Source organism: Burkholderia sp. 9779_493 (genome assembly GCF_015712215.1).
In the GTDB taxonomy this organism is placed as follows: Bacteria; Pseudomonadota; Gammaproteobacteria; order Burkholderiales; family Burkholderiaceae; genus Burkholderia; species Burkholderia cenocepacia.
In genome coordinates, this window is the sequence record NZ_JACCQA010000014.1 from 47,296 (window position 1) to 69,524 (window position 22,229).

Here is a 22,229-nt window from a genome sequence, read left to right on the forward strand (position 1 = left end):
CGGTCGCGAGTCGACAACGAGGAAGGCCATGGAACGAAACACGATGCGCGTGCAGGATGTTTCCGTGCGGGCGGCCGGGCCGCGCGCGATGCCGGATGCCGGCCCGGTGCTGGGCCTCGGTGATCCGCGCGACCGGCAGGTGATCGCGGATGCACTGCGCGCGCTGCTGCACGAGCGGTCCGAAGCGCTGTCGTTCGCGATGCGGATGGCCGACGCGTGCGGCCGATCCCGGCCCGATGCGGCCGATTTCGCGCTGACCGACATCATTCGGCTGGCGCGCATCGTCGAGCGCATCGAGCGGGACGGCGCGGCGGAGCCCGCTGCGTTTTCCGCAGGGGCGCGCTGACGGCGACGCAAGTCGCCGCGCTCGCGCGGTAGCGCGAACGGGCGCTAGAACGAGTAGGCGAGCGACGCGAACAGGCTGCGCGGCGCGCCCGGCGTGACCCACAGGCTGTTGTACGAACTGACGTAGGTCGTGCGGTTGAACAGGTTGTTCAGCACGACCGACGCGCGCAGGTGCTTGTTGACCTGAAGATAGCCGTTCAGCTGCACGGTCGCGTAGGCCGGCAGCTCGAAGCCGTCCTGTGTGTTGGCCGTGTTGCCCGCGCGGCGCCCGACGTAGATCACGCCGGCACCGGCGCCGGCCTTGTCCGCGAACGGCAGCGTGGTTTCGTACATCAGCAGCGCGCTGCCGCTCAGCCGCGGAACGTCGACGAGGCGCGCCCCGGGCGTGAGCACGGCATCGCGCGTGACCTCGGCGTCGACGTACGCGAGGTTGGCGAGCCCGCGCAAGCCGTGACCGAGATCGCCGCTCCATTCGAATTCGACGCCGCGGCTGCGCACTTCGCCGGCCGCGCGCGAGAAGCCCGCATTCGCCGGATCGGCGGTGAGGACGTTGCGCTTGGTCACGTAGAACGCCGAGACGGTCGTGAGCCAGCGCGCGCCCGCCCATTTCGCGCCCGCTTCGTAGCCGTGGCCCTTTTCGGGATCGAACGCGCGGCCGCCGACGTCGGCGCCGTTGTTCGGCCGGAACGAATACGCGGTGTTCGCATACAGCGACCACGCGGGACTCATTTCATACACGACGCCGATACGCGGGCTCAGCGCGGTCTGGAGCTGGCTCGTCGTCACGCCCTTCAGGCGGTTGTCGATCGACTGGTGGAAGCGATCCCAGCGCAGCCCGGCCAGGATTTTCCAGTGAGGCCCGAACGCGAGCGTGTCCTGCGCGTAGACGCCTTGGCCGTCGTCGCGTTCGAGCAGGTTGGTCGCGGTGCGCGGCGTCGGCGCGGGCTGGCCGTAGACCGGATCGAAGATGTCGATCGCATACGGCGCGGCGGCGGTCGGCGTGGAACGCGTGACGAACTGATCGTAGTTGAAGCGATACGCATCGACGCCCATCACGAGCGTGTGGCCGATGCCGCCGGTGCGGAACGAGCCGGCCGTCTCGAGGCGGCCTTGCAGGTCGTTCGAGTGAAACGCGACTTGCCGGTAGCGGCGCCACAGCGTGCGGCCGTCCGGCTGCAATGCGAACGCCTCGGACGAGCGCCCCGACAGGTCGGTGTTGCGTTGCGCGACGCCGGCATTGATCGACCAGCGTGAATCGATGCGATGCTCGAGCGTGAACTGGTGGCCCGTGTTGCGCACGTCGTAGTCGCCGTCGCGCGGCTCGCCGAGAAAGCGCGACGCGGGGATCACGCCCAGTTGCCCGTTGACCGCGAGCACGCCGCGATCGAGCGGCGCGCGCTGACGCGCACTCTCGAACTCGTAGTGGAGCGTCGTGTCCGCGCCGATGTCCCACGTGAACGACGGCGAGAACAGGTAGCGTTTGCTCGACACCGTGTCGCGAAAGCTGCCGTTGTTCTCGTTCATCGCGACGAAGCGGTACGCCAGCGATTGCGTGACGGGGCCGGTCGTATCGAGGGTCTGCCGCAATGCGCCGTAGCTGCCGGCCGACACGCCGACGGTGGTCGCGCGGGCAAACTGCGGCTGCTTGGTCGTATAGCTGATGATCCCGCCCGGATCGCCGCGGCCATACAGCGCGGACGCCGGCCCCTTGAGCACTTCCATCCGTTCGAGGTTGACGGTGTCGCGCGGCACGCTCATGCCGCGATTCCACGAAAAGCCGTTGACGAGGTAGTCGGTGCCGGACGTGTTGCCGTCGCCGGCGAAGCCGCGCACCGCGTAGTTGTCCCACAGGCCGCCGAAGTTGTTCTGGCGCGAGACGCCTGCGACCCAGTCGTAGAGATCGTCGCCGCGCGTGGCGGCCACGGTCTGGATCAGCTTCGTGTCGACGCTGCTGACCGCGAACGGAATCTCCATCACGTCCGCCTCGCTGCGCGTCGCGCTCGTCGATTCGCGCGTGCGAAACGGCGCCGTCGCGCGTTGGGCGGAGATCTCGATGGTGGGTAGCGCCGTCTCCTGCGCGTCGGCGCTGCCCATGCCGGTCGTGCCGACGACGATGGCCATCGGTGCGGCCGCCCAGTTCCTCCTGCTCATACTCCTCCTTTTAGTGTGTTTCGCGTTCGGGCACGGCGGGCGGCCTCGCGCCGACATCTGTGTTCCAAACAGTACATTTGCGCGGCAATTTAATGCAAATGAGAGGCATTTGCAATCGTAATTTTGAGATTGGGAGGACGAAGCGAAACGGCGGGCCGCACGGCCACGGGCGGGAGGGCGAGCGAAGCCGCGTCCGGTTTCGAGACGGCCGACTTCTTCCCGCCGTCCGGCTGGATCGTGGCGCCCGTGCAGGACGCGATGGGGCTGCGCGACCTGGAGACCGAGCGGGCCTGCGCCGTGGCTGAGCATGGCCGGCGTGCTCGATATTCTGCGCAACGGTCGCGTGCCGTTGGGGCCGCGGCCCCTCTATTTCTGCGTCTACGTCGGGATGAGGGCGGTGACGTTTGGGTCGCCCACCCCGTTTACGCGTACCGGCACCCCCGCGCCATGGCTACCGGTCAACGCGACGCACCGAACAACTCGGTCACGAGGCCGCGCAGCCACCGGTTGCCCGCCTCGTGGTGATATCGCGCATGCCAATGCTGCCGTACCGCGAATCCGTCGACCGGGATCGGGCAGGCATGAACCGCCAGGTCGTTCGCGTGGGCCAGCGTCTCGCCGATATGGCGGGGAAGCGTCGTGATCAGGTCGGTCGTCTGGACGATCGCCCCCAGACCCAGGAAGCCCGGCAATTCCAGCACCACGTCCCGCTCGATGCGCGCCTGCCGCAGCGCCTGTTCGAGCAGCTGCGCGCCGGTTCCCGCCGTGATCGCGACATGTCCTTCGGAACGATACTGCTTTGCGCCGAGCCGGCCGCGAATTCTCGGGTGATGCCGATTGGCCAGACAAATCCAGTCCTGGTCATACAGCTTCTGCTGGTAAATGCCGCCGCCGAGCCAGGGCACATAGCCGATCGCGAGGTCGGCCTCGCCCGATTCGAGCGCGCGTTCCGTATTGCCGTCGATCCGTGCGGCTTCCAGCCGGACGCCGGGCGCCTGCGCCCTGACATGGGCCAGTAGCCGCGGCAGCAGCGTGATGTGGCTCGCGTCGGTCATGCAGACGCGAAAGCGTCGCTGGGCCGTCGACGGATCGAACGCGATCTCCCACGCGGTGAAGCGCCGCAGCGATTCGAGGATTTCCCGGCAGGGCCCGATCAGCGCATCGGCCTGAGGCGTCGGCGCCATGCCGCCGGGCGTCCGGATGAAGAGCGGATCGTGCAAGTGTTCCCGCAAATGCCCGAGCCAGATGCTGACCGTCGGCTGGCTCTGGCCGAGTTGCTCGGCGACGCGCGTGACGCTGCGCACGTCGTACAGGAGATCGAAAAGCTGCAGCAGCTTCAGGTCGGGCAGATCGGCAGGCATCGGCACATTATTGTCCATTGCAATGACGTCATTGTATCCATTGCATTGCCGGCATGAGCAGCAACTCCTATCGTGAGGCCATACGTCAAGGAGACAGCATTGAAAATTGCAATTCTGGGCGCTGGCGCGCTGGGGTGCGCAATCGGCGCCACCCTTACCGAAGGCGGTCACGAGACCTGGCTGATCGATCGCTCGCCCGTGCACGTCGACGCGATGCGTCGCGACGGACTGCGCGTCGACGACGCCCGCGGCAGCCGCCAGGTACGCGTGCATGCGACGACGCAGGCTGCCGAAGTCGGCACGGCCGACCTGGTCGTGGTGCTGGTCAAGTCGTTCCACACCGACGCGGCGATTCGCGGCGCCCGATCGCTGGTGGGCGCGGATACCGTCGTGCTGTCGCTGCAGAACGGCCTCGGCCACGAGGACATCCTGAGCGACGCCGTCGGCCGCGAGCGCGTGCTCGCGGGCAAGACCTACGTCGGCGGCGTGCGGCGCGGCCCGGGCCATATCGAATCCGGCGTGATCGGCAAGTCGACCTACATCGGCGAACTCGACGGCCGCATCACGCCGCGCGTGCGGGCGATCGCCGACGCGTTCGATGGCGCCGGTCTCGCGACGACGATCAGCGACAACATCGTCGGCACGATGTGGGACAAGCTGCTGGTGAACGTCGCGACGGGCGCGCTGACGGGCCTCACGGGGCTCACCTACGGACAGCTTTACGACGAGCCGCTGCTCAAGGCCACGTCGCTCGCGGCCGTGGCCGAGGCGATCGCGGCGGCCCGGGCAGCCGGCGTGAAGTTGTCGATGACCGACCCCGAACAGGCATGGACGCTGGCCGCTGAAGGGCTGCCCGCGACCTTCAAGACCTCGATGCTGCAAAGCCTCGAGAAGGGCTCGATCACCGAGATCGACTTCATCAACGGTTCGGTCGTGCGCTGCGGGCAGCGCTACGGCGTGCCGACGCCGGTCAATGCGACGCTCGTCGCGTGCATCAAGGGGCTGGAGCGCGCGATGGCCGATCGCCAACGCGAGGAGGCTGCCGCATGAGCGCCACGAAAGCCTATCTCGAACACGTCGCGATCTGGGTGAAGGACATCCGCTGGCACATCCGTTTCTTCGAGGACGTGCTCGGCATGACGCTGCGCGAAGTGGACGGCCCGCTCGACGCCCCGCGACAGTACTGGACGCTCGGCGGCCTGCAGTTCATCCACGCGCCGGAACACGACGGCCCGGAAGGCCGGCTCGCCCATCTCGGCGTGATGTGCGAGGACCTGGAAGCCGCGCTCGCCGCGGCGCGGCGATTCGACGTGACGGAGATGCCGCAGGGGCGCAACTGGCTTCGCCTGCCCGACGGGCTTGCCGTCGAACTGATTCAGGCCAAGCCGGCTTCCTGCGTCGCGCAGGCGCTGGCGATCGACCCGCGCGCGGAGGCATGACCATGACGATCGTCGAGAAATACTGGGACGACGCCCGCGAGGGCGACGCGTGCACGAGCCCGGCTTACGTCGTGACCAAGGCGCGCATTCTCGCGTACGCCGACCTCACCGGCGACCATACGCCCGTGCACGTCGACGAGGATTACGCGAACGCCAGCCATTTCGGCTGCCTCGTCGCGCACGGGCTGTTCGGGCTGTCCGTTGCCGACGGCCTGAAGACCCAGAGCGACTATCGCTTTGTGCCCGGCATGTCGCTCGGCTGGACCTGGGATTTTCTGCTGCCGATCAAGGTCGGCGACGTGCTGCACGTGACGTTCCGCGTCGGTTCGATGCGGGCCAGCAAGAGCCGCCCGGACTGGGGCATCGTCGTGCTGCCGTCGGAGCTGATCAATCAGGACGGGCAGGTCGTTCAACGCGGCGAACATCGCCTGATGGTGCCGCGCCGGCCGGAGGCAGCGTGATGCAGGCCCGTCCCCTCGAAGGCATGCGCGTCGTCGACTACAGCCATTTTCTTGCCGGCCCGTATGTCGGGCGCTGTCTCGCGGCGCTCGGCGCCGAAGTCATCAAGGTCGAGCGCCCGGGCGCCGGCGACGCCGGACGTCAGCATGCGACCGTGCTCGACGACCAGCAAAGCGGCTATTTCCTGCAGCTCAACATGGGCAAGCGCGGCGTGAGCGTCAACATGAAGGACGCGCGCGGCAAGGCGTTCATGCAGCGACTGTGCGACTCGGCCGACGTCTTCATCGAGAACTATCGGCCGGGCGCGCTGGACAAGCTCGGGCTCGGCTATGAAGAACTGTCGGCGCGCAATCCGGGCCTCGTCTACTGCTCGATTTCGGCGTACGGGCACACCGGTCCCGATGCGCATCGCGCCGGCTTCGGGCTGATCGCCGAAGCGAAGAGCGGGATCATGCAGATGGTCGGCACGCCCGGCGAGCGGCCGCCGCTGCTGCGCATTTCGCTCGGCGACATGTACACCGGGATTCATGCGGTCGCGGCCATCAACGCCGCGCTGCTCGGGCGCGTGAAGAGCGGCCGCGGGCAGCATATCGACATGGCGCTGTACGACACGCTGGTATCGATGCACGAATATGCGGTGCAGTGCTACACGCTGCAGCGCGTGCTGCCCGAGCAGACCGGGCACGACATGCCGACCTCGACGCTCTATGGCGTGTTCCGGGCCGCCGACGGCGATCTCGTGATCGCCGCGCAAGTCGACGACGCATGGAGGCGTTTCGCGCAACTGATCGAAGCGCACGGCGGCCCGGCCGGCTTCGGCGCGGACACACGATTTCACGACAGCACCGGCCGCAACGCGCACCGCGCGGAAATCCTGGCGGTGGTCGAGCCGTGGGTGGCCGCGCGTTCCGTCGCGTCGGTACTGGAACTGCTGGACGGCATCGACGTGCCGTGCGCGAAGGTGCAGCGCATCGACGAGGTGTTGAACGATCCTCAGATCCAGGCCAGAGGCATGGTCGTCGAGCAGCAGCATCCGCGCTACGGGACGCTGCGCCTGCCGAACCTGCCGTTCCGGTTTTCCGATTGCGACACGACGATACGCGACGTCGCCCCCGATCTCGGGCAGCACAACGCGGAGGTCGCGCGCTCCCTCGGGTTCGATTCGGCCGAAATCGATGCGATGCAGGCCGACGGCGTCCTCTATTCAAAAGCGAGCCAACGATGACGGACCAATACGCGGTGATCGGTTATCCGATCGGGCACACGAAATCCCCGCTGATTCACGGTCTGTTCGCGCAACAGACGCGACAGGACATCCGCTATACGGCGATCGAGGGGCCGGTCGAGCCGGCAGGCGCCTTTGCTGCAGCGGTTCGCGCATTTTTCGAGGGGGGCGGCAAGGGTATCAACGTGACCGCGCCATTCAAGCTCGACGCATTCGCGATGTCCGACGAGCGAAGCGCGCGCGCGACGCTGGCGGGCGCAGCCAATGCGCTCAAGTTCGACGGCGACCGCATCTGGGCGGACAACTTCGACGGCATCGGACTGGTTCGCGACATCGAAGTCAATCTCCGGCTTCCGATGGCGGGCAAGCGCATCTTGCTGCTCGGTGCCGGCGGCGCGGCACGCGGCGCGCTGCTGCCGTTCCTCGATGCCGGGCCGGCCGAACTCGTAATCGTGAATCGCGACGTCGACAAGGCGCGCGCACTGGCCCTGGAGGTCGCCGGATGCGGAACGCTCATCGCGGGCGGCTATGCGGACCTCGCCCGGATGGGACGTTTCGACCTGGTGGTCAATGCGACGTCGGCCAGTCTGACCGGCAACCTGCCGCCTGTCCCGCCGAGCGTGTTCAGTCCGACCGGCACGGCCTACGAACTGGCCTACGGCAAGCGCCTGACGCCGTTTCTCCGACTCGCGAAAAATGCCGGCGTGCACGGCATCGCGGATGGCGTCGGCATGCTGGTCGAGCAGGCGGCCGAGGCGTTCGCCTGGTGGCGCGGCGTCCGGCCCGAGACCAGCGCGGTGATCGACCGGCTGGCCGTGCCGTTCGACTGAGTGCGCGACGGCGCGCGGCCCGCGATCCGGCTACGTCAACGCAGCGGCCGGACCGTCGCGCGTCGTTACGCTGAACGGTCGACCGTGACGCACACGGCGCGCGAATGCCGGATGACGTGCGTGGACCGACGTGGCTCGCGCGTCGCAAGCACGCGCGCCTTCGTCGATCCAGCATTCGATTCATTGCGGCTTCCGGTACGCAATGCGGCAGCGACGAGGTTCTCCAACGGCGTCGCGAGGCGACCGAGCAGTCGCGCGAGCGCGCCGCCGTCGTCGAACAGCGCGCCGCAACCGTGCCGCAACCGTGCCGCCGGGCGCGCTTCTCATGCAGGCGACGCCGAACGCCGCACCGTCCCGCCTTTGCGATACAGCGACAGGGTCGCGAGCAGTCCGCAGCATGCGGCGAAGCTGAGCCAGTATCCGGGTGCGGCCTTGTCGCCCGTGATCTCGATCAGATAGGTCGACACCGCGGGCGTGAAGCCGCCGAAGACCGCCGTCGCGAGGCTGAAGGCCAGCGAGAAACCGGCCACGCGAACGCTGGCGGGCATGATTTCGGTCAGCGCCGCGACCATCGCGCCGTTGTACATGCCGAAGAAGAAGGAGAGCCACAACAGCACGGCCAGCATGCGGCCGAAGCTGGGGGCGGACGCAAGCCACGCGAGCGCGGGATACGACGTCACGATGGCCGCGACCGCGATGGCCACGAGAATCGGCTTGCGTCCGATGCGGTCCGACAGCGCACCGCCGACGGGCAGCCAGAAGAAATTCGACACGCCCACGCACAGCGTGACGACCAGGCTGTCCGCCGTCGACAGTTTCAGTACGGCCCTGCCGAACGTCGGCGTATAGACCGTGATGAGATAGAACGTCGTCGTGGTCATCGCGACCAGCAGCATGCCGGCGAACACGGTGCGCCAGTTCCGCAGCATCGTCGCGACTACCTCGCGTGCACGCGGACGATGGGTGCGCGCCTTGAATTCGTCCGTTTCCTGCAGCGTTCGGCGAAGCACGAAAATGACCGGGACGATCGCGCAACCGATGAAGAACGGGATGCGCCAGCCCCATGCACCGATTTCCTGGCTCGTCAGCAGATGATTCAGCAGATAGCCCAAGGCCGCCGCGATGACGATCGCGACCTGCTGGCTGGCCGACTGCCAGCTCGTATAGAAGCCGCGGTGCCCGGGCGTCGCCATTTCCGCCAGATAGACCGACACGCCGCCCAGCTCGGCACCGGCCGAGAAGCCCTGCAGCAGGCGCCCAAGCAATACCAGCGCCGGTGCGGCGAGCCCGATCGTCGCGTACCCCGGCACGCACGCGATCAGGATCGTGCCGCTCGCCATGATCGAGAGCGTCACGATCAGGCCTTTGCGTCTGCCCACTTCGTCGATGTAGGCGCCGAGCACGATCGCGCCGAGCGGGCGCATCAGGAAACCGGCGCCGAAGACGGCAAACGTCAGCAGCAGCGACGCGAACTCGCTTGCCGCCGGAAAGAAGACCCGCGAGATGCTGGTCGCATAGAAGCCGAACAGAAAAAAATCGAACTGCTCGAGAAAATTGCCGCTGGTCACGCGCAGGACCGCGCCGAGCTTCGACGTGCGTGCGGCCGTGCCGTCCGGCGCGGTTGACGGTGAGGGATGCATGGGGTGTCTCCGTTGGATGTATGGTGCGAAGCGGCCCGAAAGCCGGACCGCTTCGGTTGGCCCGGTTCAGTCCGAGCCGAGTTGCAGGCGGTTGGCCTGGCGCTTTTCGATCGACGACTTGAGCAGCGCCGCGCAGCGGAAGATCCCGTGGGCGAATTTTCCGTACGGCAACGTTGCGAACAGCGCCATCACGATGCCGAGATGAACGGCCAGCAGCGTCGCCATCGCGCTCGTGTCGCGCCACGCGAGCAGCGCCAGTCCCGACGCGCTCACGAGCATCAGCAGCGCAATGAAGCCGCGGTCCATCGGACGTTGTGCCGGATCGGTCCGCGCGGGGTCGCGCCGCAGGTTGAGCCACAGGAGGCCGGCAGGCCCGATCAGCAGACCGATTCCGCCGACGGTGCCGAGCAGCACGGGCAGGCTCAGGAACGCGTACGGCGCGTGCAGGTCCAGCGCGTAGTGATAGAAGGTCGCCACGAGCGTGGCGGCAAAGCACAGCATGAAGCCGTAGAACGTGAAGTGGTGAAACCGGCGCCGCGCGCGCGTGAACGCATCGTCCGACTCGTTGCAGCCGTCACCGTGGCCGCCGTCGAGATAGGTCAGCGCGAGCGCGTGTTTCGCCGCCTCGGCGACCGCGGGCAGGCTCGCCGTACCCGTCGACACGTCGCGCCAGAAACGCGTCACGCCGACCCCGAGCGCCAGAACGGCGAGGCCGAACACCGAGCCGAACATCGCGGCGAGCAGGTTGTGCGGAAAGATCGCGTAGAAACGGCCGCCCGACGGGCCATTCAGCAGCGAGCCGTGCATCGCGACGCCGAGCATCAGGAAAAGCGCCAGCCCGATCGCGAGGGCAAGCGCGACGGCCAGGCCGTTGCGCCTGTAGAGCTGGCCCAGCGCGGCGGGCCACGCATACTCGACATACGTGTCGAGCCGGACCTGCGCCATCGCCTTCGGCACGTTCACGGCGAATTCGTGCGGCGGCGCATATTGGCACGCGTGATAGCACGCGCCGCAGTTGTGGCACAGGTTGGCCAGGTAGTTGACGTCCGCCTTCGCGAATTCGAGCCGGCGCGTCATCGCCGGAAAGACCGCGCAAAACCCTTCGCAGTAGCGGCACGCATTGCAGATCTGCATCTGGCGCGCGACTTCCGCTTCGTGGTCGGTGACGGGCACGATGCGGATCACGGCGGCGCCGCTTGCGCGTGTCGACGGCCGGCCGGCGGGCGCGAGCGCGTGGGCGTCGCGAACGTGTTCTTCAATATCGTGCATGTTGAACTCCGGTCGTTTGCGCGGCCTTGGCCGCCTCGGTGCCCGCGATACGGCCGAACGCGGTGCCGATCGACATCCCGACGCCCGCCGTGTAACCCTTGCCCAGCACGTTGCCGGCCATCATCTCGCCGGCAACGAACAGGTTGCCGCTTGGTCGTCCGCCGAAGTGGACCTGCGCGCGCTCGTTGACCTTGAGCCCGAGATAAGTAAACGTGATGCCGGGACGCAGCGCATAGCCGAAGAAGGGCGGCGTATCGATCGGGCGTGCCCAGTGGGTTTTCGCGGGATGGACGCCTTCGGTGCGACAGTCGTCGAGCGTCGTGTGATCGAACGTGCCCACCTGGCATGCGGCGTTGTACGCGCGCAGTGTCTCGACGAACGCTCGCTCGGGCAGGTTCAGCCCGCGCGCGAGTTCCGGCAACGAATCGGCGCGGACCCCGGGGAATACCGGCGGCATGAAGCGTCCGACGGCCTTGGCATCGATGATCGAGTAGGCGGTCTGTCCCGGTTGCTGCGCGACGAGGCGGCCCCAGATCGCGTAACGCTTCGGCCAGAAATCTTCGCCTTCGTCGTAGAAGCGCTGCGCATCGCGGTTGACGACGATACCGAGCGACACGCAATCGATCCGTGTGCAGATGCCGCCGTCGTAGAGCGGCGCGCGCGCATCGATCGCGACGCAATGCGACTGCGACGGGTCGCCGATCGCATCCGCGCCGGCGTCGAGCATGGCCTTGAGCAGGACGCCCTGGTTGAAGCGCGTGCCGCGGATGAGGAAATTGTCGGCGGGCCACTCGCCACGCTCGTTTTGTCCCCACGCTTCGCGCAGCCATTCGCGGTTGGATTCGAAGCCGCCCGCCGCCAGCACGCAACTGCGCGCCTCGAAGCGCCGGCTCCCGCTGCGCGCGGCGACGAAGCGTTCGCCGTCGAGCTCGATGGCGTCGACGGGCGTGTCGTAGCGAATCCGTACGCCCAGCGCTTCGGCGCTGCGGTAGTACGCGTTCACGAGCGCTTTGCCGCCGCCCATGAAGAATGCATTGGTCCGCGCCACGTGCAGTGCGCCGGACAACGGCGGCTGAAACCGCACGCCATGTGCGTGCATCCACGGACGACAGTTCGCCGACGCGCGGATCGCGAGCCGGGCCAACGCCTCGTTCGTGATGCCGCCCGTGACCTTCAGCAGGTCTTGCCAGTACTCTTCTTCCGGATAGGCGCCGACCAGCACGTCCTGCGGGCCGTCGTGCATGCAACGCAGGTTGCGCGTGTGCTGGGAGTTTCCGCCGCGCCATTCGCGCGGGGCCGCTTCCAGCAGCAGCACCGACGCGCCGGCTTCGCGCGCCATCAAGGCCGCGCACAGCGCCGCGTTGCCGCCGCCGATTACGAGAACATCGATCATCTGAGTCGTCTCCTTTGAGACGCACTCTACGGATCGGCCTCGCCTGCCGCCATCAGCGGCGCGGCAACACGTCTTCAGTTTTTGTGAAGAGGCGGCTCGCGCAGCGTGGCGCCGGGCCATCCGCCTGCCGCGACGATCTCGCGCGCGACGTCGGCGAGGACGACCCGCGCGGCGAGCCCTGCGGGCGACAACTCGTCGTCGGAGACGCTCGCGATCAGGTTCGGCCTCGTCGCGTGGGCGTCCGCGACAGGGACGCTCGCGAGCGCGGCGTTCTCGAGCCGTGCGAGCGCCGCGCCCGGTTGAATGGTTGCACCGAGCCCGCCGCGCACCGCATCCATCAACATCGCGAGGCCGTCGACTTCGGCGGCGATGTGCGGGGTAAAGCCGGTGCGGGCGAATGCGACATCCAGCAACGCGCGCAGACCATGCGGGCCGCTCGGCAGGATCAGCGGCACGGCGCCGAGGTTCGCCAGGCGGACGCGCGGCCCGTCGGGCATGCCCGGCAGGCCGGGGGCGCCGATCACGAACAGATGCTCGTCGAGCAACGGCATCACGCTCCAGCGCTGCGCGGGTTCTTCGCGAAACAGGATCGCCAGGTCGATCTGCCGCGCACTCAGCATCGCACCGAGATAGCCCGACAGGCTCTCGACCATGCGCAGCCGGACGTCCGGATAGCGCCGTCGCATCGCCTGCATGAACGCGAGGCCGAGTACGCCGGTCGTACTGGGCGCAAGCCCGACGCTGACGTGCCCCGACAGGCGCGCCTGACGCGCGGCGAGCGCCGCATCGTCGACGTGGCGCAACGCGAGTTGCGCCTGTCGCCAGAATGCAAGGCCGGCGTCCGTCGGCACGACGCCCGTGGAGGTGCGTTGCAGCAGGCGCGTGGACAACTCGCTCTCGAGCCGGCTGATCTGCTGGCTCAGTGCGGACGTCACCACGCCCAGTTCCAGCGCGGCCTTGCCCATGCTGCCGTGTTCCACGACGCAGACGAAATAGCGCAGTTGCCTCAGTTCCATCGACACCTCGAATTGACTCAGCCGCGGTATTGTCGCAGCCGACGAGGCGCCGGTGGGGCGAATCGCGTCTACCGGGCCCGTGGAGCGCCGCCGCAAAGACGGTCGAGCGGGCGGCGCCGCGCGACACGGACGTTTCGGCTCGTCGAACGCTCCGATCGCAAGGCGGCCGGCGACATGCGTGCCGGCGCGAACGCTCGTTTCAACCCGCTGCGCCTACTGGCGGTCGATGTCGGTCGCGAAGGGCGTCATGCCGGCGCGTCTTCCGCTTTCATTCGGCAAGCAGCCCGCGCGCGGCCAGGTTCGCATACAGCGCGCGCACGCCGAAGGTCCACGGCGCGATCTCCGTGCAAAGCCGCACGGTATTGACGAGTGCGCCGAGCGCGGGCGTCGAGATCGTGACACGGTCGCCCAGGTGATGCGTGAAGCCCGCGCCGGGCGCGTCGCGATCCTGGATCGGCGAGAACATCGTGCCGAGGAACAGCATGAAGCCGTCCGGGTACTGGTGATGCGCGCCGCAGGTCTGCGCGACGAGGTCGGCCGGGTCGCGGCTGATCTCGCGCATGTGGCTGATGCCGTCGAGGACGAAACCGTCGTCCGCGCCTTCGACACGCAGCGACACGCTGCATTGCCGCACGCCGTCGAGCGTGAAGCCGTCGTCGAACAGCCGCACGAACGGGCCGATCGCGCACGAGCCGTTGTTGTCCTTGCATTTGCCGAGCAGCAGCGCCGAGCGGCCTTCGATGTCGCGCAGGTTCACGTCGTTGCCGAGCGTCGCACCCACCGGCCGGCCGTCGCTGGCGACCGCCAGCACGATCTCCGGCTCCGGGTTGTTCCATACCGACACGGGCAGCAGCCCGACGTCCGCGCCGAAGCCGACCGCGGACATCGGCTGCGCCTTGGAGAACACCTCGGCATCCGGGCCGATGCCGACTTCCATGTATTGCGACCACGCGCCGCGGCGCTCGAGTTCCGCCTTCAGGCGCAGCGCGGCTTCCGAGCCGGGCACGATCTTCGACAGGTCGGTGCCGATGGTCGCGGCGATGGTGTCGCGTACCTCGCGCGCCCTGGCCGGATCGCCGCCGGCCTGTTCCTCGATCACGCGTTCGATCAGGCTGACGGCGAACGTGACGCCGCACGCCTTGATCGCCTGCACGTCGCACGGTGCGAGCAGGTGCGTCGCGCCGGGCGTGCCGTCGAGCGCCGCCTGCAGCAGCGGTTCGACGCGGCCCAGCGATTCGCCGACGGCGGTGCGCGCGATGGCGACTGCATCGGGGCGGTCGAACAGGTCCGCGGTGGTCGGCACGGTGCGCGTGATGTCGAACACTTCGCCGCCGCGCACGGCGACGACGCTCGGGCCCGCGTGGGCGCCGTCGTGCCGCCAGACGCGGCCGATCAGCAGCGCGTGGGCGAGGTCGTGCGGCAGGCAGTCGGAAACGGAAGGAGTACGCATGGTCAGCTCGGCAAGAGTCGTGGACGGTGAAATCAGTGCGAATGGCGCGGATTGCCGCGCTGCTCGATCACCTTCAGGTACAGCGTGGCCGGTTCGAGGCAGCCGCCGGTGGACAGCTGGCCGACGAAGCGGCGATAGAGTTCCTGCCACGGCGTTTGCGCCTGCGGCACGGTGAAGCTTGCGCTTTCGCGACGTCGCGCGAGTTCGTCCTCGTCGACGAGCACGTCGACGCTGCGGCGATTCAGGTCCACGCGCACGCGGTCGTTCGTGCGCAGCAGCGCGAGGCCGCCGCCGACCGCCGCTTCCGGCGACATGTTCAGGATCGACGGGCTGGCCGACGTGCCGCTCTGGCGCCCGTCGCCCATGCACGGCAGCGACGTCACGCCGCGCTTCACCAATTCGGCGGGCGGCGCCATGTTCACGACTTCCGAACTGCCCGGATAGCCGACCGTGCCGCAGCCGCGGATCACCAGGATGCAGCGCTCGTCGATGTCCAGCGCGGGATCGTCGATGCGCGCGTGATAGTCCTCGGGGCCGTCGAACACGATCGCGCGCGCTTCGAACGTATTTTCCGCGCCCGGTTCGGAAAGATAGGTCCGGCGGAACGCGTCCCCGACCACCGACATCTTCATGATCGCGCTGTCGAAGAAGTTGCCCGACAGCACCATGAAGCCGGCGCCATGCTTGAGCGGCGCGTCGGGCGTCCGGATCACGTCGCGGTCGGCGTCCTGCGCGGTGTCGGCGATCGCGCCGATCGCGCGACCGGATACGGTCAGGCAGTCGCGTCGCAGCAGGCCGGCCGCATCGAGCTGGCGCAGCACGGCAGGCACGCCGCCGGCGCGGTGGAAGCTTTCGCCGAGGTAGTCGCCGGCCGGCATGCAGTTGACGAGCAGCGGCACGGCTTCACCGAAGCGCTGCCAGTCGTCCAGGCTCAGCTCGACGCCCATGTGGCGTGCGATCGCGATCAGGTGCGGCGGGCAGTTGGTCGATGCGCCCAGCGCGGACGCGACGACGATCGCATTCTCGAATGCCGCACGCGTCATGATCGTCGACGGGCGAAGATCTTCGCGAACGAGCTCGACCGCGCGCTTGCCGGTCGCGTAAGCCATCTGGCCGCGCTCGCGATAGGCCGCGGGAATGCTCGCGCAGCCCGGCAGCGACATGCCCAGCGCCTCGGCCAGGCTGTTCATCGACAGCGCGGTGCCCATGGTGTTGCAATGGCCGATCGACGGGGACGAAGCCGTGGTCAGCTGCATGAAGCCTTCGTAGTCGATCTCGCCGGCCGCGAGCAGGTTGCGCGCATGCCAGATCACCGTGCCGGAGCCGACCCGCTTGCCCTCGTGCCAGCCGTCGAGCATCGGGCCGCCCGACAGCACGATCGCGGGCAGGTCGACGGTGGCCGCGGCCATCAGGCACGCGGGCGTGGTCTTGTCGCAGCCGGTCGTCAGCACCACGCCGTCCAGCGGAAAGCCGTGCAGCACTTCCACCAGCCCGAGGTAGGCGAGATTGCGGTCGAGCGCGGCGGTGGGCCGACGGCTTTGCTCGGCCAGTGGATGCACGGGGAATTCCATCGGAATGCCGCCCGCGTCGCGGATGCCGGCCTTGGTCCGCTCGGCCAGCTCGAGGTGGTGGCGGTTGCACGGTGCCAGGTCGCTGCCCGTCTGCGCGATGCCGATGACGGGGCGGCCCGACTGCAGTTCCTCGCGCGTCAACCCGTAGTTCATGAAGCGCTCGACATAGAGCGCGGTCATGTCGGCGTGCGCGGGGTCGTCGAACCATTCCTGGCTGCGCAGGCGGCGAGCGGTGTGTGACATGGCAGGCTGTCTCCTAAGGGGCCTTTCTCATTTTGTGTGCCGGATAGTTACCGGTAACATCGGTGGGATGTTAGCACGGGGTTTTTGCATCGCGGAAGGGATTTCGTGCGTGATTTCGTGCGCAAGTGGCGCAGCAGAGGGCGGCGGAAACCGGTACGGAGCCGCGCATCCCGCGGGTCGGGATGCGCCCGGGCGCCGGCCGTCAGGCGCTTTCCCGCGGGATGATCGTGTAGTCGATACGAATGCTTTTCGATTCGGTCCGCTCGCCGCCGTCGCGCGCCTGCAGCGCCGCCAGCAACGCTTCGCCGGTGCGCAGCCCGATACCGTACGCATCGACCGACACGGTCGTGATGGTCGGATGGCAGCAGGTTGCCACTTCGAAGTTTCCGAAGCCGGCCACCGCGATGTCGGCGGGCACGGCCAGCCCGCGCCGATGACATTCCATGATCGCGCCGAACGCCGACATGTCGCTCACGCACATCACCGCATCGGTATCCGGCCATTGCGCCAGCAGGGCCGCCATCGCCGGCCCGCCGTGGCTCATCGTGATCGGCGATTCGCCTAGCCGCACGACGCGCGGTTCGCCGAGCCCCAGCGCCTTGATCTCCGCCTGGTAGCCCTTGAGCCGGTCCAGGCCGCGGCGATCCAGTTCGCTCGCGCCGACCAGAAAGCCGATGCGCCGATAGCCGCGCTCGGCGAGGTGCCGCACCATCGCACGGGCGGCGCGCACGTTCGAGAAGCCGACGGCGGTGTCGATCGGGCGGGTGGGCAGGTCCCACATCTCGACCACCGGAATCGCCGAGCGCTCCAGCACCTTGCGCGTCGCGTTGGTGTGCTGCGCCCCGGTCAGCGCGATGCAGCGCGGCTGGTGCCGCAGCATCGAGCGCACCAGCCGTTCTTCCCGTTCGAGGTCGTAGTCGGTATCGCCGAGCAGCAACTGCAGGCCATGCGGTTCGAGCGCATCGGTCAGTCCGCGCACGGTGTCCGAGAAGTTCGAACTCGACAGCGACGGCACCAGCACCGCGACGAACTCCGAGCGCCCCGACGACAGCGCGCCGGCGGCCGCGTCGGCCACGTAGCCGAGCTGCTCGATGGCCTCGCAGACCCGTGCGCGCGTCTCGGCGGCCACGCTGTGCCCGGCGAGCACGCGCGACACGGTCATCTTCGAGACGCCGGCGAGGCGCGCCACGTCGGACATGCGGGGCGGCCCGGCAGGCCGGACGGCGGTGGGACTGGGCATCGGAATCGCGATCGTGAGAAGGCCGGAAAGGCTACATCATACCGGTGCGGCGTACCGGGCAGGCCGGCCGACGCTCGCCCGTCGCGGCGACGCCCGTACTAGGGAAACCACGCGTGCGGCGGACCTTGTACGCCCCGGTCGCAGCGTGCTACCTTCCGGTGTGTTACCGGTATCAGTGTGCCGATCGCTCCCGTCGCCTCGCCGGCTTTTTTTTGCCACGGAATGTTATCGGTAACATCGATGCGTCAGAGGACTCGCCGGTACGAAGAAGACCTACACGAACAGGAGACAGACCGATGCCATCCATCACGCAGGCCGCTGCCGCACCGGCCGCGGCCGATTCGTCCGAAGACGCCCTTTACCGCAAGGTCATGCGGCGCATCCTGCCGTTGCTGTTGCTCTGCTACGTCGTGGCCTATCTGGATCGCGTCAACGTCGGCTTCGCGAAGCTGCAGATGCTCGACGACCTGAGCCTGAGCGACAGCGTCTATGCGCTCGGCGCGAGCATTTTCTTCTGGGGCTATTTCCTGTTCGAGATGCCCAGCAACCTGTTGCTGCACCGCTACGGCGCGCGCTTCTGGATCGCGCGGATCATGATCACGTGGGGCATCGTGTCGTCGTCGATGGCGTTCATCGTGCCGCTCGCGCAGTTCTTCCACGTGCAGACGACCACCATGTTCTACACGCTGCGTTTCCTGCTGGGGCTGTGCGAAGCCGGCTTTTTCCCCGGCGTCATCCTGTACATGAACTACTGGTTCCCGGCGCGCCGCCAGAGCGTGGCGATGTCGGGCTTCCTGGTGGCGATCCCGCTGAGCCTGACGCTGGGCAGCGTGGTGTCGGGCTGGCTGATGGAGCAGACGCACGGCCTGTCGGGCATGAGCGGCTGGCAATGGATGCTGCTGCTCGAAGGGCTGCCGTCGATCGTGGTGGCGTTCATCGTGCTGGCCTGCCTCGGCGACGGCCCGCAGTCGGCGAAATGGTTGTCCGCCGACGAAAAGGCGGTGCTGTCGCGCAACCTCGAATCCGAAGCCGCGCACAAGTCGCACAGCATCGGCGCCGCGCTGCGCAGCCCGCGCGTCTGGCTGCTCACCTTCATCCTGCTCACCTTCAATACCGGCTTCTACGGGCTGGCCTTCTGGCTGCCGTCGATCATTCGCGCGTCGGGCGTGCACAGCCCGCTGCACATCGGTGTACTGACGGCCATTCCGTACCTGACGGCGATCTTCGCGATGGTGTGGAACGCGTCGCACTCGCGCAAGACCGGCGAACGCCGCCTGCATGCGGCGATTCCCGCGCTGATCGGCGGCGTCTTTCTGATCCTGAGCGCGGCGTTTGCCCACAACGTGGCGCTGTCGATCGTATTCCTGACCATCGCCACGTGCGGCATCCTCGCGCTGATGCCGATCTACTGGACCTTTCCGGGGCAGATCCTGTCCGGCACGGCCGCGGCGGCCGGCATCGCGCTGATCAACTCGGTGGGGAACCTGTCCGGCTTCACGGGCTCGATGATCACCGGCGTCGCGAAACAGATGACCGGCGACATCAACAACGGGACCTATGCGCTGGGCGCCTGCCTGCTGATCAGTTGCGTGCTGATCGCGTCGATTCCGCGCGACATCCTGCGGCCGCCGGCGGGGCGGTAGGGCGTTCGCCCGGCGTCAGGTCCGACCGGGGCCGGGGCATCGCGCCGCCCCGGCGCCGGATGGATCGCGTCACGTGGAGTGATCTCGCGTGAGTGTGCTCGACCATCACGGACGGACTTCCGGACACCTCCAACCGGCTACGCGCTGCGCGCGACTCCGCTTTCTCGCGAGCGGTCGTCAGGCGCCGTCCAGTGCGAAGCGCACCTTGTCCCCGAGCGTGCGCAACCGCTCGACCGGTTCGTTCGCGAACACGAAACGGATATACGCGTCGCCGTGGGCAACGCCCCATCCGGCCATGGCCGTCGCGCATACGCCGTGGCGCAGCAATCGCTCCGACATCTGCGACCCGGTCAGGCCGAAATCGGACACGCGCAGCAGCATCGACCAGCCGCCCGCCGGCATGCCGAACGGGAGCCCCGACAGTTGGGCGGCGACCGTATCCCGCCGCCTCTCGAGTTCGCTCACGTAGCCAGGCAGATCGGATGCGGAATGGTCGAGCGCGACCGCCGCGGCCTCCTGCGCAATGCCGACCGGCACCACGACATTGGCGAGCGACACGGCCACGAGATCCGGAATCAGCCATTGCGGCGCGACGATCCAGCCGACCCGCCAGCCGATCATGCGCAGCTCTTTCGACGCCGCGCCGACCGTGACCGTACGCTCCGCCATGCCGGGCAGGCCGGCGGGATGGATGACCGTGCGTCCATCGAAGAGCAGCCGTTCCATCGCGCTGTCGAGGATCAGCAGCAGATCGTTCTGCACGCACAGGCTCGCGATCAGCTGCCAGTCGGACGCATCGAAGAAGCCGCCCGAAGGCATCGACGGAGACATCAGCAGCATGGCCCGCGTCTGCGGACCGATCGCTGCCCGCAGCGCGGCCTGGTCCAGCTTCCATTCGCCGCCCGGCGTGAAGACGAACGGTACTTGCCGGGGCACGCCGCCCGCAAGGCGGACGCGGTTCAGCAGACCTGCGTAGGTCGGATCGGTGACGATGACTTCGTCGCCGGTCTCGACGGTGGCGAGCAGCGTGTTCAGAATGCCGGAGAGCCCGCCCGCCGACACCACCACCTGGTCGGCCGTGAAGCGCTGCCCCGACAGCGCCGACACGTGGGCGGCAGCGCTCGCGCGTAGCAGATCCTGACCGACGAATGGCAAATAGGAGTTGGCCGAGTCTCGCTGGATGGCCTCTCGGGTGACGGCGAGCGCCTCCGAGGTGGGCGGGATGTCGGTATCGAGATTTTCGAGTCGCAAAAGGTCGACGTCGGCATGATCGGCGATCGAACCCATGCGATCGACGCCGATGCCGGCGATGTGCTGCAGGCGCACAGGACGGTGGTGGCGCATCGGAGCCTCCGATTTTGTTACAATTTAATAGATAATATATGCATGGTGGTCGGGATGAACTTTGAAGTCAAGGACGATCGCTCGCTGGCCGATCGGATCGCCGTCGCATTGGCGGACCGCATCATCTCCGGCGTCATCGCGCCGGGAGAGTGGCTGCGTCAGGACCACATCGCGGCAGAGTTCGGCGCGAGCCATGTGCCGGTACGCGAGGCGTTCCGACGGCTGGAAGCGCAGGGGCTGGCCGTGGTGGAGCCGCGACGCGGCGTGCGGGCGGCGCCGCTCGAGCCGGCGGACGTGCTCGAAATGGCCAAGATGCGCGCTGCTTTCGAGGCGCTGGCGCTGCGCGAGGCAATGCCCGCGCTCGACGCACGTGCGCTGGAGGAACTCGATGCGATCCTCGATCAGGAGTCGGCAGCGCACGGCATAGCCGTGCTCGGCACGCTGAACCTGAGGTTTCATCGCGCATTGACCGCGCGGTGCGGGATGCCGCGGCTCATCGACGCAATCGGCGACATGCATCGGGCCAGCTCACGGCATCTGTACGCGACGTGGCAGCAACTTGACTGGCAGGATCGCTCGAACGACGAGCATCGAAACATCGTTCGCGCGATACGCGATGGTGACGTGGACGCAGCGTGCGCGGCTTTGTCCGCGCACGTTCTGGCGGCGGGAGATGCGCTGGCTCAGGCGTTGCGTAGGCGGTAAGGACACGGGTCAAACCGGCGTCGACGACCGGTCCGAAAAGCCGGTTCCGGGAATGGCTGGCGTCTTCTCCGGGCGACCTCAGCCAAACGCGTCGGAAGGCATTCGTTGACTGCAAGCACGGCGATGGCGACCCGCAGTGCGACATCTTCACTCTGACCGACGACTCACGACACGCTGCGCCGCATCCCCCGCACCTGCAGCCAAATGGCGGATATCAGGAAATAAAGCGCACCGACTCCCGCGTAGCCCGCGATCTTGACGATCGCGGGTGGCATCGGCGCATGGTTTTGGACAATGAAGAACAGCCCGGCCAACGCCGATTGCGCTCCGCTCAGGATCATCACCCACTGTGCGCCGGCATGCTTCCAGCGCCGCACGGCGGTGCCGAGCTGCAGCGCGCCGGAGAGCATCGCCCAGACGCCGAACACCGCAAGTACCGCGGACAGGCCCGCATTCAACGCCGGAAATACGGCCAGTGTCGTGACGGCGCTGATCGCGACGTTGACCGCCTGCGTGCGGTTTGCCGCCATCCCGCCGCTGCGGGACAGGTCGACGAAATTGGCGAGCGCATCCCAGGCCGGATAAACGACCAGCAGCACCGCCGCGCCGGCTGCGCTGTGCCGGCCGACGGAAAACGCCAGCGCGACCCAGATCAGCGAGAACACCGCGCGGGAAAAGTAGTACCGTTTCAGCCAGTGTTCGTCGGCAGGGGGACGGAATTCGGGGTAGCGGCCAATCATTTGCATTCCTTCGTATATTGAATCGTCGTTCCGGCCGGCATGCAGGGCGTCCGCCATGCGGATTCGGATGCGGCGCCGACCGGATCTCCAGTGCGCCGAGTATCGCAATCGCCGGGGCCGGCCGCCATCGGTCAGATGTCCGATGGCCCATTCCACCGGCGGCAG

Annotated in this window: 19 protein-coding genes; 8 read left to right on the plus strand and 11 right to left on the minus strand. The window is 67.8% G+C overall.

Annotation, left to right across the window (positions count from 1 at the left end; all coding sequences use genetic code 11):
* The first annotated feature begins 28 nt into the window (after positions 1-28).
* Positions 29-346, plus strand: coding sequence for a hypothetical protein (locus tag H0X95_RS16300; protein ID WP_006483278.1), 318 nt, complete (start codon positions 29-31; stop codon positions 344-346).
* 44 nt (positions 347-390) lie between these two features.
* Here H0X95_RS16300 and H0X95_RS16305 read toward each other — a convergent pair whose 3' ends face one another.
* Together H0X95_RS16305 and H0X95_RS16310 are read right to left on the minus strand one after the other, a co-directional pair.
* Entirely contained in the window at positions 391-2,496 is a 2,106-nt protein-coding gene (locus H0X95_RS16305) for a TonB-dependent siderophore receptor (protein WP_059723025.1), read from the minus strand.
* 458 nt (positions 2,497-2,954) lie between these two features.
* Positions 2,955-3,875 (minus strand): LysR family transcriptional regulator, encoded by a 921-nt coding sequence (locus H0X95_RS16310; protein WP_048985820.1) that lies wholly within the window; start codon positions 3,873-3,875, stop codon positions 2,955-2,957.
* Positions 3,876-3,956: 81 nt separating this feature from the next.
* On the opposite strand from H0X95_RS16310, the gene H0X95_RS16315 reads away from it, so the two are divergent.
* Genes H0X95_RS16315 through aroE form a run of 5 tightly spaced genes read left to right on the plus strand, consistent with a single transcriptional unit; the run spans position 3,957 to position 7,810 of the window.
* The gene (locus H0X95_RS16315) at positions 3,957-4,907 is read left to right on the plus strand and encodes a ketopantoate reductase family protein (RefSeq protein ID WP_059723022.1); all 951 of its coding nucleotides are present in this window, start codon (positions 3,957-3,959) and stop codon (positions 4,905-4,907) included.
* Positions 4,904-5,296, plus strand: a complete 393-nt coding sequence (locus tag H0X95_RS16320; protein WP_006483283.1) for a VOC family protein — start codon at positions 4,904-4,906, stop codon at positions 5,294-5,296. The genes H0X95_RS16315 and H0X95_RS16320 overlap by 4 nt, the downstream gene beginning before the upstream one ends.
* A gap of 2 nt (positions 5,297-5,298) precedes the next feature.
* Complete coding sequence (locus H0X95_RS16325) at positions 5,299-5,757, plus strand: MaoC family dehydratase (protein ID WP_058903931.1); 459 nt, start codon at positions 5,299-5,301, stop codon at positions 5,755-5,757.
* Complete coding sequence (locus tag H0X95_RS16330; RefSeq protein WP_059723019.1) at positions 5,757-6,980, plus strand: CaiB/BaiF CoA transferase family protein; 1,224 nt, start codon at positions 5,757-5,759, stop codon at positions 6,978-6,980. Before H0X95_RS16325 ends, H0X95_RS16330 begins: the two co-directional genes overlap by 1 nt.
* On the plus strand, positions 6,977-7,810 hold the full coding sequence (gene aroE, locus H0X95_RS16335) for a shikimate dehydrogenase (RefSeq protein ID WP_006483282.1): 834 nt from the start codon (positions 6,977-6,979) through the stop codon (positions 7,808-7,810). The genes H0X95_RS16330 and aroE overlap by 4 nt, the downstream gene beginning before the upstream one ends.
* 323 nt (positions 7,811-8,133) lie before the next feature.
* Here the strand turns inward: aroE and H0X95_RS16340 are convergent, their stop codons facing one another.
* The 7 genes from H0X95_RS16340 to H0X95_RS16370 form a co-directional block, all read right to left on the minus strand.
* The gene (locus H0X95_RS16340; RefSeq protein WP_006483289.1) at positions 8,134-9,450 is read right to left on the minus strand and encodes an MFS transporter; all 1,317 of its coding nucleotides are present in this window, start codon (positions 9,448-9,450) and stop codon (positions 8,134-8,136) included.
* 66 nt (positions 9,451-9,516) lie between these two features.
* On the minus strand, positions 9,517-10,719 hold the full coding sequence (tcuB, locus tag H0X95_RS16345) for a tricarballylate utilization 4Fe-4S protein TcuB (protein WP_006483284.1): 1,203 nt from the start codon (positions 10,717-10,719) through the stop codon (positions 9,517-9,519).
* Positions 10,706-12,112, minus strand: coding sequence for an FAD-dependent tricarballylate dehydrogenase TcuA (tcuA, locus tag H0X95_RS16350; RefSeq protein WP_059723012.1), 1,407 nt, complete (start codon positions 12,110-12,112; stop codon positions 10,706-10,708). Before tcuA ends, tcuB begins: the two co-directional genes overlap by 14 nt.
* A gap of 74 nt (positions 12,113-12,186) precedes the next feature.
* Positions 12,187-13,128 (minus strand): LysR family transcriptional regulator, encoded by a 942-nt coding sequence (locus H0X95_RS16355; RefSeq protein WP_006498144.1) that lies wholly within the window; start codon positions 13,126-13,128, stop codon positions 12,187-12,189.
* Positions 13,129-13,396: 268 nt separating this feature from the next.
* On the minus strand, positions 13,397-14,578 hold the full coding sequence (locus H0X95_RS16360) for a fumarylacetoacetate hydrolase family protein (protein WP_048985816.1): 1,182 nt from the start codon (positions 14,576-14,578) through the stop codon (positions 13,397-13,399).
* A 32-nt stretch (positions 14,579-14,610) separates the two neighbouring features.
* On the minus strand, positions 14,611-16,392 hold the full coding sequence (locus tag H0X95_RS16365; RefSeq protein WP_006483301.1) for an IlvD/Edd family dehydratase: 1,782 nt from the start codon (positions 16,390-16,392) through the stop codon (positions 14,611-14,613).
* Positions 16,393-16,594: 202 nt separating this feature from the next.
* Positions 16,595-17,632 carry a LacI family DNA-binding transcriptional regulator gene (locus H0X95_RS16370; protein ID WP_196446117.1) on the minus strand — a complete coding sequence of 346 codons (1,038 nt, stop codon included), beginning with the start codon at positions 17,630-17,632 and terminating at the stop codon, positions 16,595-16,597.
* A 296-nt stretch (positions 17,633-17,928) separates the two neighbouring features.
* Between H0X95_RS16370 and H0X95_RS16375 the strand changes: the two genes are divergently transcribed.
* Positions 17,929-19,275 (plus strand): MFS transporter, encoded by a 1,347-nt coding sequence (locus H0X95_RS16375; protein ID WP_006498148.1) that lies wholly within the window; start codon positions 17,929-17,931, stop codon positions 19,273-19,275.
* A gap of 177 nt (positions 19,276-19,452) precedes the next feature.
* Here the strand turns inward: H0X95_RS16375 and H0X95_RS16380 are convergent, their stop codons facing one another.
* Positions 19,453-20,619, minus strand: a complete 1,167-nt coding sequence (locus H0X95_RS16380) for a pyridoxal phosphate-dependent aminotransferase (RefSeq protein ID WP_058903935.1) — start codon at positions 20,617-20,619, stop codon at positions 19,453-19,455.
* Between the two features lie 54 nt (positions 20,620-20,673).
* Here H0X95_RS16380 and H0X95_RS16385 point away from each other — a divergent pair, with 54 nt between their 5' ends.
* Entirely contained in the window at positions 20,674-21,324 is a 651-nt protein-coding gene (locus H0X95_RS16385) for a GntR family transcriptional regulator (RefSeq protein ID WP_012493725.1), read from the plus strand.
* 164 nt (positions 21,325-21,488) lie between these two features.
* Here H0X95_RS16385 and H0X95_RS16390 read toward each other — a convergent pair whose 3' ends face one another.
* Positions 21,489-22,064: a DUF308 domain-containing protein gene (locus tag H0X95_RS16390; RefSeq protein WP_006498151.1), complete on the minus strand. Its 576-nt coding sequence runs from the start codon at positions 22,062-22,064 to the stop codon at positions 21,489-21,491.
* Positions 22,065-22,229: the final 165 nt, after the last annotated feature.

Excerpts from the sequence above, each read along its gene's own strand:
- H0X95_RS16320 (WP_006483283.1), top strand. The coding sequence starts at position 4,904 with ATGAGCGCCACGAAAGCCTATCTCGAACACGTCGCGATCTGGGTGAAG.
- H0X95_RS16330 (WP_059723019.1), top strand. The coding sequence starts at position 5,757 with ATGCAGGCCCGTCCCCTCGAAGGCATGCGCGTCGTCGACTACAGCCAT.
- H0X95_RS16390 (WP_006498151.1), bottom strand. The coding sequence starts at position 22,064 with ATGATTGGCCGCTACCCCGAATTCCGTCCCCCTGCCGACGAACACTGG.
- tcuA (WP_059723012.1), bottom strand. The coding sequence starts at position 12,112 with ATGATCGATGTTCTCGTAATCGGCGGCGGCAACGCGGCGCTGTGCGCG.
- H0X95_RS16375 (WP_006498148.1), top strand. The coding sequence starts at position 17,929 with ATGCCATCCATCACGCAGGCCGCTGCCGCACCGGCCGCGGCCGATTCG.
- H0X95_RS16340 (WP_006483289.1), bottom strand. The coding sequence starts at position 9,450 with ATGCATCCCTCACCGTCAACCGCGCCGGACGGCACGGCCGCACGCACG.
- tcuB (WP_006483284.1), bottom strand. The coding sequence starts at position 10,719 with ATGCACGATATTGAAGAACACGTTCGCGACGCCCACGCGCTCGCGCCC.
- aroE (WP_006483282.1), top strand. The coding sequence starts at position 6,977 with ATGACGGACCAATACGCGGTGATCGGTTATCCGATCGGGCACACGAAA.
- H0X95_RS16300 (WP_006483278.1), top strand. The coding sequence starts at position 29 with ATGGAACGAAACACGATGCGCGTGCAGGATGTTTCCGTGCGGGCGGCC.
- H0X95_RS16385 (WP_012493725.1), top strand. The coding sequence starts at position 20,674 with ATGAACTTTGAAGTCAAGGACGATCGCTCGCTGGCCGATCGGATCGCC.
- H0X95_RS16380 (WP_058903935.1), bottom strand. The coding sequence starts at position 20,619 with ATGCGCCACCACCGTCCTGTGCGCCTGCAGCACATCGCCGGCATCGGC.
- H0X95_RS16305 (WP_059723025.1), bottom strand. The coding sequence starts at position 2,496 with ATGAGCAGGAGGAACTGGGCGGCCGCACCGATGGCCATCGTCGTCGGC.
- H0X95_RS16310 (WP_048985820.1), bottom strand. The coding sequence starts at position 3,875 with ATGGACAATAATGTGCCGATGCCTGCCGATCTGCCCGACCTGAAGCTG.
- H0X95_RS16325 (WP_058903931.1), top strand. The coding sequence starts at position 5,299 with ATGACGATCGTCGAGAAATACTGGGACGACGCCCGCGAGGGCGACGCG.
- H0X95_RS16370 (WP_196446117.1), bottom strand. The coding sequence starts at position 17,632 with ATGCCCAGTCCCACCGCCGTCCGGCCTGCCGGGCCGCCCCGCATGTCC.
- H0X95_RS16360 (WP_048985816.1), bottom strand. The coding sequence starts at position 14,578 with ATGCGTACTCCTTCCGTTTCCGACTGCCTGCCGCACGACCTCGCCCAC.
- H0X95_RS16365 (WP_006483301.1), bottom strand. The coding sequence starts at position 16,392 with ATGTCACACACCGCTCGCCGCCTGCGCAGCCAGGAATGGTTCGACGAC.
- H0X95_RS16355 (WP_006498144.1), bottom strand. The coding sequence starts at position 13,128 with ATGGAACTGAGGCAACTGCGCTATTTCGTCTGCGTCGTGGAACACGGC.